The following is a 14,846-nucleotide window of genomic DNA, read 5'->3' as shown; positions in this document are numbered from 1 at the left end:
GTGTACATTTTATCGATTGCTAACGATGCGCATCCTGTTCGTCACCCTCATCCTTGGAGTTGCCGCCATCATGACCTACTGCAGCCTTGCCAGCGCCGCTCCGGCGTACTCCCCGTCCGCCCATTACGCGGACGGAAAATTCCGCAATGCCATCAAGATGCGCGAATACAGCTTCGGCGAAATGGTGGGGCTGTGGTGGAACGCCATGCTCAACAAGCCGGCCGGCACCATGCCGCTAGGTGCCATCCCCGTGCGCCCCCTCAGCCGGGCCGCCCTGCTCGCCGCACCCGACCGCAGCCTGTTCCGCCTCGGGCACTCGACCATGCTGTTCAAGCTGGGCGGCGAGTTCTATCTCACCGATCCGGTGTTCTCCGAGCGCGCTTCGCCGGTGCAGTGGGCCGGCCCCAAGCGCTTCCATGCGCCGCCGATCGGCATCGCCGAACTCCCGCCGATCAAGGCCGTGATCCTGTCGCACGACCACTACGACCACCTCGACCACGCCGCCATCATGGCGCTGGCCGCCAAGACCGAGCACTTCCTGGCGCCGCTGGGCGTGGGCGACCGCCTCATCGACTGGGGTGTCGACGCCGGCAAGGTGCGCCAGCTCGACTGGTGGCAAGAGGCGAAGGTGGGCGGCGTGCGCTTCGTCGCCACCCCGGCCCAGCACTTCTCGGGCCGGTCGCTGCGCGACCGCGATACGACCCTGTGGGCTTCCTGGGTGATCCTGCACGATGAGCTGCGCCTGTTCTTCAGCGGCGACAGCGGCTACTTCAAGGGTTTCAAGGAGATCGGCGAACGCTTCGGTCCTTTCGACGTGGCGATGGTGGAAACCGGCGCCTACGACAAGCAGTGGCCGGACGTGCACATGCAACCGGAAGAGACGCTGCAGGCCTTCCTCGACCTGAAGGGCAAATGGCTGCTGCCGGTCCATAACGGCACCTTCGACCTGGCGCTGCACCGCTGGCAGGATCCGCTCGAGCGCATCGCGGCGCTGGCCGCGGAGAAGGGCGTCCAGCTGACGACGCCGGAGATGGGCGAGCCGCTGGCGCTGGCGCAGCCGCACGCCGGGCAGGCCTGGTGGCGTACCGTGGAATGAAAATGGGCCTGCAGATGCAGGCCCATTTTTAACCGGATGGTCAAACTCAGGCGGTTGCCACCGGCTGCTTGTGCAGGTTCGCGTACTTCATGCCGAAGTACATGATGAACAGGTAGCACACGGCCGGTACCAGGAAGGACGGCTGCAGGCCGATGGTGTCGGCGAACATGCCCTGGATGAAGGGCACGATGGCGCCGCCGACGATGGCCATGCACAGGATGCCCGAACCCTGGCCGGTGAACTTGCCCAGGCCGTGCAGCGCGAGGCTGAAGATGGTCGGGAACATGATCGAGTTGCACAGGCCGACCGCGATGATCGCCCACATCGCCAGCGAGCCCTCGCCGAAGGTTGCGGTGAGCACCAGCAGGATCGAGCCGAGCGCGGTGACGGCCAGCGACTTGCCTGGGCTGACGTAACGCATCACGGCAAAGCCCACGAAGCGGCCGACCAGGGCGCCGCCCCAGTACAGGCTGACGTACTGCGCCGCGTCCGCGTGGCTCAGACCCGCGATATTGCCCTCGCCGAGGAAGTTGATGAGGAAGCTGCCGATGCTGACTTCCGCGCCCACGTACAGGAAGATCGCGACCGCGCCCAGTACCAGGTGGCGGTAGGCCATGGCCCCGCCTTTGCCGTCGACAGCCGGCTTGCCGTCAACGGCGTGGTTGATCTTCGGCAGCTTGGCCAGCGCGAACAGCACCGCCAGGATCGCCAGCGCCGCAGCCAGGCCCAGGTAAGGACCCTGCACCGCAGCCGCTTCCGCCGCCTTGTGCGCGGCCTGCTCCGCTGCCGGCAGCGCCGCCAGCTGGTCGGCGCTGAGGGCCACCGTGGACAGGATCAGGATGCCGCCCAACGATGGGGCGACAGTGGTGCCGAGCGAGTTGAAGGCCTGGGTCAGGGTCAGGCGGCTGGACGCGGTACGCGCCGGCCCCAGTACGGTGACGTAGGGGTTGGCCGCCACCTGCAGGATGGTGATGCCGCTTGCCAGCACGAAGAAGGCAAACAGGAACAGGCCATAGCCCCCTTTTGAAGCCGGATAGAACAGGGCGCAGCCCGCGGCCGCGATCATCAGGCCGGTGACGGCGCCGTTCTGGTAGCCGATGCGGCGGATCAGGGCGCCGGCCGGCAGCGACACGATGAAGTAGGCGCCGAAGAAGCAGAACTGCACCAGCATCGCCTGCAGGTAGGTCAGGGTGTAGATCGACTTCAGGTGCGGGATCAGGACGTCGTTGAGCGACGTGAGCAGGCCCCACATGAAGAACAGGATGGTGACGATGATCAGCGCGCCGGTGTGCGGGTTGTGTTCCGCTTCGGTGGCTGGCGCCAGTACAGGATTGGGTGCGGCGTTTTGCATGATGTCTCCGTATTGTTATGCCGTTGCTGCGATGTGATCCGAGAGCATGGCGGACACGCCGCGCAGCGCCGGGTACTGCTCGGTAATCAGGTAGGTCGGAATGCGCGCCAGGTAGGGACTGAGGCGCCCCTTGTCCTCGAAGCGCGCGCGGAACGCCGACTCGGTGAACAGTTTACCAAGACGCGGCACGATGCCGCCACCGATGTACATGCCGCCGGTCGCGCCCAGGGTCAGCGCGACGTTGCCGGCCACGCTGCCGAGCACTCCGCAGAAGACCTCGACGGTCTTCACGCAGTCGACAGAGCTGCCGTCGATCGCCGCGCCGGTGATGCCCGGCGCGTCGATGCGCTTGCCGGTCAAGGCCCAGTGGATCAGCTCCAGCCCCATGCCCGACAGCAGGCGCTCGGCCGACACATGGCCGTATTCTCCCCACAGCGCCTCCAGGATCGCGACTTCCTCGCGTGTGGACGGAGCAAAGCTCACGTGGCCGCCTTCGCCCGCCAGCGCGATCCAGCGCTTGCCGGCCGGGATCACGCCCGAGACACCGAGGCCGGTACCCGGGCCGATCAGGCCGATGGGACGATTCGGGAGCTCGAGGCCGCCGCCGATGCGCTCGCGGCCACTGGCTTCCAGGTGCGGCAGCGACATCGCCAGCGCGGCGAAGTCGTTCACCACCAGCAGCGTCTCCAGGCCTTGCTGCTTGCGCAGTTCCTCGATCGAGAAGCTCCAGTGGTGGTTGGTCATGCTGACCCGATCGTCCTCGACCGGATTGGCGATCGCGATGGCCGCGTGGCGCAGGCCGTCCACCGCGAAACCGCGGCCGGCGGCCTTGCCGAGATAGGCCTGCATTGCTTCGCCCAGGGTGGCATGGTCGGCGCAGGCCAGCACCTCGATGTCGTCGAAGCCATCACGGCCGGACTGCAGGGCGAAGCGGGCGTTGGTGCCGCCGATGTCGGCCAACAGCTTCATTGCAGTTCCTCGCAGCGCACGGCATCCGGCTCGCCGGCAGCGCCGCCGGCGATCTCGATGTTGGCGAAGGCGGCGGCAAAGGCCGCATTGCTGGTGACGCTGAAGGGCGTATCGACCTTGGAAAGAATGGTGCCCTTGGCCTGGAAGCAGCTCAGCGGAATCTTGACGGTCTGCTTGCCCTTGCCGGCCAGGCGCTTGAACAGGGCCGTGGTGTCCAGCACGCCGCCACCCATGGCCATGCTCACCTTGCCGGCGGGTGCGTTCGAGACGATGGTGTCGAAACGCAGCGCCGCATTGGCGCTGGCGGCGGCCGGCAGCACCATGGCACGGGCGCCGCGCGCCTCGACGGCGGCCGGACCGGTCCAGGTCACGAGTTTCGCGTCCTGCTGGGTGTTGACCTGCGAGGTCTGCACCGTCACGCCAGGCAGGGTGAAAGTCGAATTCAGGTCGGCGCCCAGCACCAGCTGCTGGGAACCGCTGCGAATGGCGAGCGGGAAGCTGGCGCGGTCGGCCTGGCTGAACACCGGGAAGCTGTTGCTGACGCTGCAGCCGCCGGCCGGGTAGGTCGCATCCAGCTTGCCGAGCTTCGAGCGGGTCGCGCTCTTCAAGCCGTAGCCGTAGGCGAACAGCGGCGCATAGTTCTTGTCGCCGATGTTGAGATCGGTCTGGCAGGCCGACTTCGGCCACGAGAAGGGCAGCTTGCCGGTGAAGTCGTAGCGTTTCGAACCGGCGACCAGCAGGTCGGACACGCCCTTGCCCTCGGTGCCCGGCAGCCAGGCGGCCACGAACACGTCCGACAGGTTGAGCAGGTCGTTGACATACAGCGGGCGGCCGGAGACGAACACGGTCACCACCGGCTTGCCCTTGCCTGCGACTGCCTGCAGCACGGCCAGGTCTTCCGGATAGCGGCTGGAATGGCGCAGGGTGCCGTTCGGGCCGATGTCGCCGTCGCCTTCCGCATACGGGCGCTCGCCGATCACGGCCACCACCACGTCGAACTTCGACACGTCCACGCCCTTCGCGTCCAGGCTGAAGCTCACATTGTCCTTGCCGGCGGCATCGCGAATGCCGGCCAGGATCGTGTCGGCGTTCGGGAAGTCGGCATTGGTATTGGCCGTGCCCTGCCAGGTGATCGACCAGCCGCCGGTCTGGTTCGACAGGTCGTCCGCGGTCTTGCCGACCACGAGGATCTTCTTGCCGCGGGCGATCGGCAGCACCGGCTGCTCGTTCTTGATCAAGACCAGCGACTCGCGCACCGCGCGCCGCGCCAGGTCGCGCGCCTGCATGGCGTCATCCTTGCCGGCATGGGCGTTTTGCGCCGGGCTCTTGTCGAACAGGCCGGCGCGCAGCTTGACGCGAATGATGCGGCTGACCGCATCGTCGATGCGCGCCATCGGGATCTCGCCGCTCTCGACCTGTTTGATGGTGTTGGCGATGAAGGCTTTCCAGTCGTCCGGCACCATGATCATGTCGTTGCCGGCATTGATGGCCTGGGCGCAGCTGTCGTTGCGGCAGCCCGGCACTTCGCCGATGCCGTTCCAGTCGGTGACCACGAAACCGTCGAAGCCCATTTTCGTCTTGAGCACGTCGGTCAGCATGGCGCGGCTGCCGTGCATCTTGCCGTAGTTGGTGCCGCCGGCGACGTCGTTCCACGAGTTGAACGAAGACATGACGGTCTGGGCGCCCGCATGCAGGGCAGGGTAGTAGCCGGCGCCGTGGATGTTGATCATCTGCGCGGTGGTCGACTTGTTGACGCCGCGGTCCTTGCCGTTCTCGGTGCCGCCGTCGCCGATGAAGTGCTTGGCGGTGGCGATGGTGTTGGCGTCATCCTTCAGCGAACCCTGCATGCCGCGCACGTAGGCGCCGGCATAGCTGCTCACCACTTCCGGGTTCTCGGCATAGCTTTCGTAGGTGCGGCCCCAGCGGTCGTCACGGACCACGGCCAGGGTCGGCCCGAACACCCAGGCGATGCCGCTGGCGCGCGTGGCTTTGGCCGTGGCCGCGCCGATTTCTTCCAGCAGCTTCGGATTGCGCGCCGCGCCCAGGCCGATGTTGTGCGGGAACAGGGTGGCGCCGAACACGTTGTTGTGGCCGTGGACCGCATCCGTGCCCCACACCACCGGCACCTTGATCGCCATGTCGGTGGCCATCGAAGCTTCGTGGTAGCGCTGCGCCAGCGCCAGCCATTCGGCCGCCTTGGCGTGCTTGTTCCCGTTCGGCCAGCTGCCGCCGCCATTCAGGACCGAGCCGAGGTAGTAGCGTTTTACATCTTCCGGACTGGCGCTCTTGATCTCGGGCTGGGTCATCTGGCCGACCTTCTGGGCCAGGGTCATCTTGCTCACGATCTCGCGCACGCGCTGCTCGAGCGCGGCGTCCTTGCCGATGGCGCTGCGGACCTGGGGCCAGTCGGTCAGGGGAGCAGCAGGGGCCGCGGTGGCCGGCAGGGCCGGCGCGATGGCCAGCGCCATGGCCAGCGCAAGTACGGGGTTGCGAAGCTTGGGTGTCATGGTTTGTCTCGCTGTATGGTTATTGTGTGTTGTCGTTATTCGCCGTGCAGGAAGGCACGGTACCACTTGCCGCTGCCCTTCAGGCGGCGCTGCTGGGTGGTGTAGTCGATGTGGGTGAGCCCGAAGCGCTTCAGGTAACCCTCGGCCCATTCGAAGTTGTCGAGCAGGCTCCAGGCGAAATAGCCTTTCACCGGCACGCCGTCTTTGATGGCGGCGCGCAAGGAAGCCAGGTGGCGCATCAGGTAGTGGCGGCGTTCGACGTCGTCGATCTCGCCGTCGCCATTCACTTCGTCCGCAAAGCAGGAGCCGTTTTCGGTGATGTACATCGGGCCCGGGTGGTAATCCTTCTCGATGCGCAGCAGCAGTTCGGCCAGGCCCTGCGGTGCGACTTCCCAGCCCATGTAGGTGGTCTCGGCGCCGTCGGCGGGCGGCAGCACGCGCGCATCCAGGGGCGCGTGGCCAGGGGCATGCTGGACGGTTTCGGGGAAGTAGTAGTTCACGCCGAGGAAGTCGGTCGGCACCGCAATCGCTTCCATGTCGCCCGGATGCACCACCGGGGCGGCGTCGCCGAAGGCTTCCAGGGTCGCCTTCGGGTAGCCGCGGCCGTAGAGCGGGTCGAGGAACCAGCGGTAGCGCAGGCCGTCGTGGCGTTCGGTAGCGGCGATGTCGTCCGGGTGGCTCGAAGCCGGGCGCACCGGATGCAGGCTGAGGGCGATGCCGGCCCTGGCGTTGCGGACGTTGGCGCGGATCAGCGGCACCGCCTTGCCGTGCGAGAGCAGCACGTGGTGGGCCACCTGCAGCGCGGTCTTGATGTCGGTATTGCCCGGCGCATGCCAGCCTTCGAAGTTGCCGATGATGGCGGTGCACCAGGGTTCGTTGTGGGTGATCCAGTGCTGCACGCGGTCGCCCAGGCGGCGCGTCATCGCATCCACGAAGGCCAGGTAGGCGTCGACGGTGGCGCGGTTGTTCCAGCCGCCGCGGTCTTCCAGGTACTGCGGCAGGTCCCAGTGGTAGAGCGTGGCCCAGGGCTGCATGCCGCGCTCCAGCATGCCGTCCACCAGGCGCGAGTAGAAGTCCAGGCCCTTTTCGTTCGGCTTGCCGCCGACTTCCGAGAAGATGCGCGGCCAGGCGATCGAGAAGCGGTAGGCGTTCAGGCCCATGTCGCGGCCGATGTCGAAGTCTTCCGGCCAGCGGTGGTAGTGGTCGCAGGCGACCGAGCCGTTGGAGCCGTCCTTGATCTTGCCGGGCGTGGCGGCGAAGCGGTCCCAGATCGATTCGACCCGGCCGTCTTCCTGACCGGCGCCTTCGATCTGGTACGAGGAGGTGGCGCAGCCCCACAAGAAGTCGGGGGCGAAATCGGCGCGCGATGGGGCGCTCGGCTCGGGACGCTTGGTTGTTGTCATGGTCGGGTCTGTATAAATCGTTACGCTAGGATATTTGGAAAGCTTTCCAATTGCAATCTAAAAAAAAAGGCCGGCGAGCGGCCAGCCCTTATTTTTTCTTCCCTTTCGCTGCGGTCGGCACTTTCGCCAGGGAGGCGCGCAGGGTCACGCTGACCGGGAAGGTACGGGTGACCGGGCGGTGCAGGTCGTAGCAGCGGTTGAGCAGGGCATTCAGTCCGTTGAGCGTCATTTCGCGCCACGGCATGTGGACCGAGGTGAGGCGCGGCGCCGAGAAGGCTGCGCTGGGCGTGTCGTCGTAGCCGATCACCGACAGGTCGCGCGGCACGCTGATGCCGGCTTCCTGGAAGTAGGCCAGGGCGCCGACCGCCATCTCGTCGTTGGCGCAGAACAGCGCGCTGCACTTCGTGCCCGAGTCGATCAGCGCCTTGGCCGCCGACCAGCCGCCCTGGGGCGAGAAGTCGCTCTCCGCCATCCAGACCTTGGCTGGATCGATGCCGTCGGCCTGCAGCTCGCGCATGAAGCCGTCCACGCGCGCCACGTTGTCGGCTAGTGCCGCCGGACCGGAGATGACGGCGATGTCGCGGTGCTTGTAGTCGAGCAGGGTGCGCGCAGCCAGGCGTCCGCCCAGCGCATGGTCGACTGTGAAGCACTGGTCCGGGATCTGGCTGAACTCGTGGTTCAGCGCCACGATCTGCTTCTGCTTGCCTTTCATCGCGGCCAGGTCGTCGTCGGTGAGGGCGCTGGTCATCATGACGATGCCGTCGCAACCGCGCTCGATCAGGAACTCGATGCCCTCGATGGCCTGGCGCCGTGCGTCGCCAAGGCCGACGCCGAAGGCCACCACCATGTGCAGGCCGGCGGCGCGCAGCTCGGTATCGATGATCTGTAGGATCGGGGTGTAGAAGGTGCCGGAGAGGACCGGGATGTAGACGCCCACCATCTGGCTGGTGCCCGACAGCAGGGCGCGCGCCGCATGCGAGGGGCGGAATCCCAGCTCGTCGATCGCCTTGCGCACGCGTTCCAGCGTGGCCGGGGAGACCGAGCCCTTGCCGCTCACCACGCGCGATGCGGTGCCGAGGCCGACGCCGGCGAGACGCGCTACGTCCTTGATGGTTGCCACTGACGATCCCTGTCCTGTTGTTTAGTTATTCGATAAACACTGAAGCATACTGCATTCAACTGACACTGGCACCTGTCTTTATAGGCGCTTGCCATCCTTCGGGTTGAACAGGGACACGCGCGCGGCGTCGATGTCGAAGCGCACCGCCTGGCCACTGGCCAGCGGGCGCGGGTCGTGCACGATGCTGGAAAGCTGGTGGCCGCCGCAGTCCAACCAGACGACCTGGTGGTTGCCCATCGGTTCGACCAGGGTCACGGTCGCCTGCAAGGGACCATCCGACGCGATGTGGATGTCTTCCGGCCGCACGGCCAGGGTCACCGCGCCCGGCGGCGCCACGCAGCTGGAGGCCAGGTCGAGCGCCAGCCCGCCCGCGCTGAAGCGCCTGCGCACATCGAGTTCGCCTTCCAGGTGGCCGTCGACGAAGTTCATCGAGGGCGAACCGAGGAAGCCGGCCACGAAGCGGTTGGCGGGACGCTCGTAGACTTCGGCCGGGGTGCCGATCTGCTGGATGCGGCCGCCCTGCATCACCACGATCCGGGTGGCCAGCGTCATCGCTTCGGCCTGGTCGTGGGTCACGTAGACCATGGTCGAACCGAGGTTCTGGTGCAGGAGCTTGAGTTCGCGCCGCAGCTCCGCGCGCAGCTTGGCGTCCAGGTTCGAGAGCGGCTCGTCGAACAGGTAGACCCCGGCTTCGCGCACCAGGGCGCGGCCGATCGCCACGCGCTGGCGCTGGCCGCCGGAGAGCTGGGCCGGCTTGCGGTCCAGCAGCGCGTCGAGCTGCAGCATCTCGGCAGCGCGCTGCACGCGGCGCTGGATCTCGGCCTTGGGCGCGCCCGAGATGCGCAGGCCGAAGGACATGTTCTTCTCGACCGTCATGGTCGGGTACAGCGCATACGACTGGAACACCATGCCGATGCCCCGTTCGCTGGGGTCGGCGTAGCTCATGTCGCGCCCGCCGATCTCGATCGAGCCGTCGGCCAGGTCGATCAGGCCGGCAATGCTGTGCAGCAGGGTCGACTTGCCGCAGCCCGAAGGGCCCAGCAGGACCAGGAATTCGCCCGGTTCGATGTGCAGGTCGAGGTCGCGGATGACCTGGTTGCTGCCGCGGGTGATGCACAGTTTGCGCAGGTGGACGTTCGCCATGGTGAACCCATTAACCTTTCACGGCGCCGGCGGCGATACCACGCACGAACCAGCGTCCCGAGATGAAGTAGATCGCCAGCGGCACCGCCGCCGTCAGCATGGTCGCGGCCATGTTGACGTTGTACAGGCGGGTGCCGGTGGTGGTGTTGATCACGTTATTCAGCTGCACCGTCATCGGCGCGTTGTCGCGGCCCGCGAACACGAGGCCGAGGATGTAGTCGTTCCAGACGCCGGTGACCTGCATGATGGCCGCCACCACCACGATCGGCAGCGACATTGGCAGCATCACCTGCAGGAAGATGCGCCAGAAGCCGCCGCCGTCGATGCGCGCGGCCTGGAACAGCTCGTGCGGCACCGAGGCATAGTAATTCCGGAACAGCAGGGTCATGATCGGCATGCCGAAGATGACGTGGACCAGCACGATCGCCGGGAGCGAACCGAACACGCCGGCGCGCGCCATCATCCACACCAGCGGATAGATCATCACCTGCACCGGGATGAAGGCGCCGGCCAGCAGCACGCCGAACAGCAGATTGGCGCCGCGCGGCTTCCAGAACGACAAGGCATAGCCGTTGATGGCGCCCAGCAGGATCGGGATGATGGTGCTCGGCACCGTGATCGCCACCGAGTTCCAGAAGCCGCCGCTGACCTGGTTCCAGGCATTCGTCCACGGTTCGATCGTGGCCAGCAGGGGCAGGGCGAACACATTGCCGTTCCTGATTTCGTCCATCGACTTGAAGGACGTGATGATCATGACGTACAGCGGCAGCAGGAAGTACAGCGCGGCGCTGAACAGGAACGCGTAGACGCCGATGCGGGCAGGGCTGAAGCGCTTGCGGCGCACGCGGGGGGCGGCAAAGCTCATCACGGGAACGGGGGCCTCAAGGACAGTGTCGCTCATGCGCGTTTCCTCCGGCTGCGAGCGTAGGCATAGGGCGCCAGCAGGGCCAGCACCGGGATGAGCAGGGTCACGGCGCCGGCCGAGGCCAGCCCGATGTTCGAACGCAGGAACAGGTGATCCATGATGAACTTGGCCGGGACCTCGCTGGCCGTGCCTGGTCCGCCGCCCGTCATCGCAACAACCGCGTCATACAGTTTCACGACGGCGGTGCACAGCAGCAGGAACACGGTGGCAACCGTCGGTCCCAGCATCGGCAACACGATCTGCAGGTAGACGCGCCAGGCCGGGATGCCGTCCAGGCGCGCCGCCTTGTAGATCTCCGGATCGACGCCGCGCAGGCCGGCCAGCATCATGGCCATCACCAGGCCCGAGGCCTGCCAGACGGCGGCGATGACGATGGTGTAGATGACCATCTCCTGGTCGATGATCCAGTCGAAGCTGAAGTTCGTGAAACCCAGCTGGCGCACGGCGCCCTCGATGCCGGCGCCCGGCGCCAGCATCCATTGCCACACCAGGCCGGTGGCGATGAAGGACATCGCGTAGGGGTAGAGGAAGACGGTGCGTAGAAAGCCTTCGCCGTTGACGTTCTGGTCGATGAAGGCGGCCAGCAGGAAGCCCAGCACCATGCAGGCGAGGATGAACAGCGCGCCGTACATGGCCAGGTTGTTCAGCGAGATCAGCCAGCGCTCGTTGTCGAACAGGCGCACGTACTGTGCGGCGCCGATGAAGTTATCCGAGGCGAAGGTGCGCGAGGAGGTGAACGAGGTGCGGAAGGTCCACAGCGCTGCGCCGATGTAGGCGACGAGCACGGTCAGCGCCATCGGCAGCAGGGCGACGTGAGGAGAGAGCTTGTGGGCGCGTAGGGAGAGCATGTCAGTATTTGAGTGCGTTGGCGATGCTCTTCTGGGCGCGTTCGACCGGCATGCTGGTGTTCCAGTAGGCGGTCAGCACGTCCTGCATGGCGCCGTTCTGGTCCGGCGTCAGGTAGACCTCGGTTACGCCGGCCTGGCGCGCGCGGTCTTTCATGATCTCGATGCCCTTGCGGGCGCACAGGTCCAGGCTCGTCGCATCGACGTCGGTGCGCACCGGGATCGAGCCTTTCAGCTTGCTGAAGTTCACCTGCAGGTTCGGTTGCGACACCACCTTGGCCAGCAGCTGCTGGGCGCGCACCGCCTGGGCCTTGTCGGTACGGGGGAAGACGAACACGTCGCCCTGGATCAGGTAGGGCGTCGATGGGGTGAAGCCGGCCATGCAGCCATAGTGCTGGCCCGCGGTTTGCCCCGCATTGGTGAATTCGCCCTTGGCCCAGTCGCCCATCACCTGGAATCCCGCCCGGCCGCTGATGACGAGGGCGGTAGCGTCGTTCCAGTTGCGGCCCGGCGAGCCGGCGTCGACATAGGACTTCAGGCGCTTGAAGGCCAGCAGCACCTTGCGGAATTCGGGCCCCAGCAGGGTGGCCTGGTCGCGGTCGCGCATCGCTTTCAGGTACAGCTCCTTGCCGCCCATGTTGGCCAGGATGGCCGAAAACAGCACGGTCTCCTGCCACGACTGGCCACCGTGGGCGAGCGGGATGATGCCGGCCGCCTTGAGCTTGTCCAGCGCGGCGAAGAATTCGTCCATGCTGGCCGGTTCCCTGGCGATGCCGGCCTTCTGGAAAGCGGCTTTCGAATACCAGAACCAGGTCTGCATGTGGATGTTCAGCGGCACCGCGTAGTAGTGGCCCTGCACCTTGATCACGTCGATGATCGGCGCGGGCAGCATCTGGTCCCAGTTCTGGGCGCGCGCCACGGCATCGACGTTATTGAGCATCCCCGCTTCGATCACGTCGAGGAACTGCTTGGAGGTGTTGAACTGGGCCGCGGTGGGCGGGTTGCCGCCGACGATGCGGTTGATGGTGACGGCGCGCGACTGGTCGCCGCCGGCGATCGCGGTGTCGATCCAGACGCCGCCCGCGCTGCGGTAGGCTTGGGCCACCTGCTTGACCGCGACCGATTCGCCGCCGGATGTCCACCAGTGGATGACTTCAGCACGTGGGGCAGTGGATGCCGGCGTGGTGGACATCGACGCAGCCTGCGCCGACGCCGCGGCGCACAGCCATGCGCAGGCCGTCGCCAGGGTGCGTACTGTGAACATCGTGTCTCCGTTCTACGCCGTTATTCTTGGTAAGTTGGAAACGTTACCAGTGGCTTTGCCCGACTATAGCACCGGGTAAAATCAGGGTCAAACAAAATATTGCAATCAGGATTCTGGCACATTTTTCGTGTCCATAAGTCAAGTTTTCAATGGTGTGCGGCTGAAATAAAAAACTGTGCAACAGGCTGTGTACTGACGGTAAATACCTGTGGTATCGTTTCCAATCATAAAAATGACAGGACTGGGAGACGCCGTGAATACCACAGAGATTTTCCTCATCGCCATGTTGCTGATCTTCGTCGCACCCTATCTGGTGTGGCGGCTCTGCAAGACCGATTACTTCGCACCGCTGGTCGTGGTCCAGATCATCATGGGCATCCTGCTCGGCCCGGGCATCCTGGGGGCGGTCTATCCCGAGTACCACCGCTTCGTGTTCAACCCGGACGTCGTGAAGACCCTAAATGGCATCGCCTGGTGGGGCGTGATGCTGTTCGTGATGCTTGCCGGGATCGAGCTCGACCTCAAGAAGGTGTGGCAGTACCGGCGCGAGAGCGTGACCACGGCCGGCCTGTCGCTCGGCATGCCTCTGCTGTTCGGCTGCGGCGCGGCCCTGCTGCTGCTCGGCTACGATGGCTGGATCGGCGCCAAGGGGGCGGACTGGCAATTCATGCTGGGCATCGGCATGGCCTGCGCGGTAACGGCGCTGCCGGTGCTGGTGCTGCTGCTGGAAAAGCTCAATATCCTGCGCCAGCCGATGGGCCAGCGCATTCTGCGCTACGCCAGCCTGGACGACGTCGCCATCTGGGGCGTGCTGGCGCTGATCATGCTGGACTGGGAACGCGTCGGCCGCCAGCTGGGCTTCCTCGTCGCCTTCGGCGTGCTGACCATCCTGTTCCGCCGCCTGATGGTGCGCCTGCCGCAGAAGGACCGCTGGTACGTCGCCCTGATCTGGCTGATCGCCTGCAGCTTCGGCGCCGACTGGGCCGGCCTGCACTACATGGTCGGCGCTTTCCTGGCCGGCGTGGTGATGGATGCGGACTGGTTCGATCAGGAACAGCTGGACGCGCTGTTCAAGAACGTGCTGCTGGTGCTGATGCCGGTGTTCTTCCTCAGCACCGGGCTGCGCACCAAGTGGGATGTGGGCAGCTATCCGGTGTTCTTCGTGGCGGGCTTGTTGCTGCTGGCGTCGGTGGGCGGCAAGCTGGTCGGTGCCCGTATCGCGGGCAGGGTGCTGGGCTGGAAAAAGGGCGAGGCCTCGATCATCGGCTGGCTGCTGCAGACCAAGGGCCTGATCGAAATCATCTTCGCCAACATCCTGCTGGACAAGCAGATCATCACCAGCGAGACCTTTACCGCGCTGCTGCTGATGGCGGTGATGAGCACCATGCTGACGATCCCGATCGTGCATCCGAAGCTGAACCGGGCCCAGCACCGGCAACTGGTGGAGCAGGCGAGTTCCTGATTTCCTTCCAGACTTTTGTACTCGGCTGCAAGTTGTTTGCGCAAAGAATCTGGACGCAGCCGACATCCTCTCTGCGCCCGCGCAACCGCCGGGCGCGCTCCCTTCCTAAGATGAGTTCAGGAGCCGGTGCCATGGCGGCGCCGGCACCGGCCAGCATCGTTGGGAGGAATCATGTCCGACGCAAAACGCACGGCTTCGCCGGAGCCTTCAGTCCGGCCATCATCGCGCAGCGCAGCGCTGCTGGAGGAAAACGCCAGGCACCTGGCCCATCCGAATGTCGCCGCTTTCCTGAAAGCGATCGCCGAAGCCGAGGGCGGCGGCTACGATTTCAAGTATGGTGCGCTGAAGGGACGCAGTAATGATCGTTGGCGCTTTCGCGATACCTCGACCCACCCGGGCCCCGGCATCGACGGCAAGACGACCGCGGCCGGGATGTACCAGATCACGCGGCCGACCTGGGAACACCATGGCGGCAAGTTAGGCTTGAAGGATTTTTCGCCGCGCACCCAGGACCTGATCGCGGTGGAGATCCTGCGCAGCCTTGGCGTCATCGACGCCATCAAGGACGGGCGGCTCGGCGAGGTTATGCCCAAGGTCGCGAGGATCTGGGCTGCGCTGCCCAAGGGGCCGGGGCAATCCAACCATTATCCGCCGCAACGCTATGTGAAGTTCGAGGACTTCCTGACTGCGTATCTCGCGGGCGGTGGGCAGACGGCATGAGGACAGCTACAAAAGAAAAAGCCCAGGCACGGTGCTGGGCT

General features: G+C 65.7%; 12 protein-coding genes. 3 read left to right on the top strand and 9 right to left on the bottom strand.

Features of this window, described 5'->3' with window-relative positions; translation table 11 throughout:
• Positions 1-25 precede the first annotated feature (25 nt).
• The gene (locus tag LK539_RS22420; protein ID WP_227803282.1) at positions 26-1,096 is read left to right on the top strand and encodes an MBL fold metallo-hydrolase; all 1,071 of its coding nucleotides are present in this window, start codon (positions 26-28) and stop codon (positions 1,094-1,096) included.
• 46 nt (positions 1,097-1,142) lie between these two features.
• On the opposite strand, the gene LK539_RS22415 is transcribed toward LK539_RS22420, so the two are convergent.
• The 9 genes from LK539_RS22415 to LK539_RS22375 form a co-directional block, all read right to left on the bottom strand.
• The gene (locus LK539_RS22415) at positions 1,143-2,447 is read right to left on the bottom strand and encodes a sugar MFS transporter (RefSeq protein ID WP_227803281.1); all 1,305 of its coding nucleotides are present in this window, start codon (positions 2,445-2,447) and stop codon (positions 1,143-1,145) included.
• A 15-nt stretch (positions 2,448-2,462) separates the two neighbouring features.
• Positions 2,463-3,416, bottom strand: coding sequence for a glucokinase (locus LK539_RS22410; protein WP_227803280.1), 954 nt, complete (start codon positions 3,414-3,416; stop codon positions 2,463-2,465).
• Entirely contained in the window at positions 3,413-5,923 is a 2,511-nt protein-coding gene (locus LK539_RS22405; RefSeq protein ID WP_227803279.1) for a glycoside hydrolase family 3 protein, read from the bottom strand. The genes LK539_RS22410 and LK539_RS22405 overlap by 4 nt, the downstream gene beginning before the upstream one ends.
• Positions 5,924-5,958: 35 nt before the next feature.
• Positions 5,959-7,326 carry a GH1 family beta-glucosidase gene (locus tag LK539_RS22400; RefSeq protein ID WP_227803278.1) on the bottom strand — a complete coding sequence of 456 codons (1,368 nt, stop codon included), beginning with the start codon at positions 7,324-7,326 and terminating at the stop codon, positions 5,959-5,961.
• A gap of 88 nt (positions 7,327-7,414) precedes the next feature.
• A complete protein-coding gene (locus LK539_RS22395) occupies positions 7,415-8,446 on the bottom strand; it encodes a substrate-binding domain-containing protein (RefSeq protein WP_227803277.1) in 1,032 nt (343 codons plus the stop codon).
• 78 nt (positions 8,447-8,524) lie between these two features.
• Positions 8,525-9,589 (bottom strand): ABC transporter ATP-binding protein, encoded by a 1,065-nt coding sequence (locus tag LK539_RS22390; protein ID WP_227803276.1) that lies wholly within the window; start codon positions 9,587-9,589, stop codon positions 8,525-8,527.
• A 10-nt stretch (positions 9,590-9,599) separates the two neighbouring features.
• Entirely contained in the window at positions 9,600-10,490 is an 891-nt protein-coding gene (locus LK539_RS22385) for a carbohydrate ABC transporter permease (RefSeq protein ID WP_373889589.1), read from the bottom strand.
• The gene (locus LK539_RS22380; RefSeq protein ID WP_227803275.1) at positions 10,487-11,362 is read right to left on the bottom strand and encodes a carbohydrate ABC transporter permease; all 876 of its coding nucleotides are present in this window, start codon (positions 11,360-11,362) and stop codon (positions 10,487-10,489) included. The genes LK539_RS22385 and LK539_RS22380 overlap by 4 nt, the downstream gene beginning before the upstream one ends.
• A 1-nt stretch (position 11,363) precedes the next feature.
• Positions 11,364-12,623, bottom strand: coding sequence for an ABC transporter substrate-binding protein (locus tag LK539_RS22375; protein ID WP_227803274.1), 1,260 nt, complete (start codon positions 12,621-12,623; stop codon positions 11,364-11,366).
• A 253-nt stretch (positions 12,624-12,876) separates the two neighbouring features.
• Here LK539_RS22375 and LK539_RS22370 point away from each other — a divergent pair, with 253 nt between their 5' ends.
• Positions 12,877-14,085, top strand: coding sequence for a cation:proton antiporter (locus tag LK539_RS22370; RefSeq protein ID WP_227803273.1), 1,209 nt, complete (start codon positions 12,877-12,879; stop codon positions 14,083-14,085).
• A gap of 171 nt (positions 14,086-14,256) precedes the next feature.
• Positions 14,257-14,805 (top strand): glycoside hydrolase family 104 protein, encoded by a 549-nt coding sequence (locus tag LK539_RS22365; RefSeq protein ID WP_227803272.1) that lies wholly within the window; start codon positions 14,257-14,259, stop codon positions 14,803-14,805.
• The last annotated feature ends 41 nt before the right edge of the window (positions 14,806-14,846 follow it).

It is taken from the genome of Massilia sp. IC2-476, assembly GCF_020707295.1.
Classification (GTDB): Bacteria; Pseudomonadota; Gammaproteobacteria; order Burkholderiales; family Burkholderiaceae_D; genus Telluria.
This window is presented reverse-complemented; position numbering and strand designations above follow the sequence as displayed.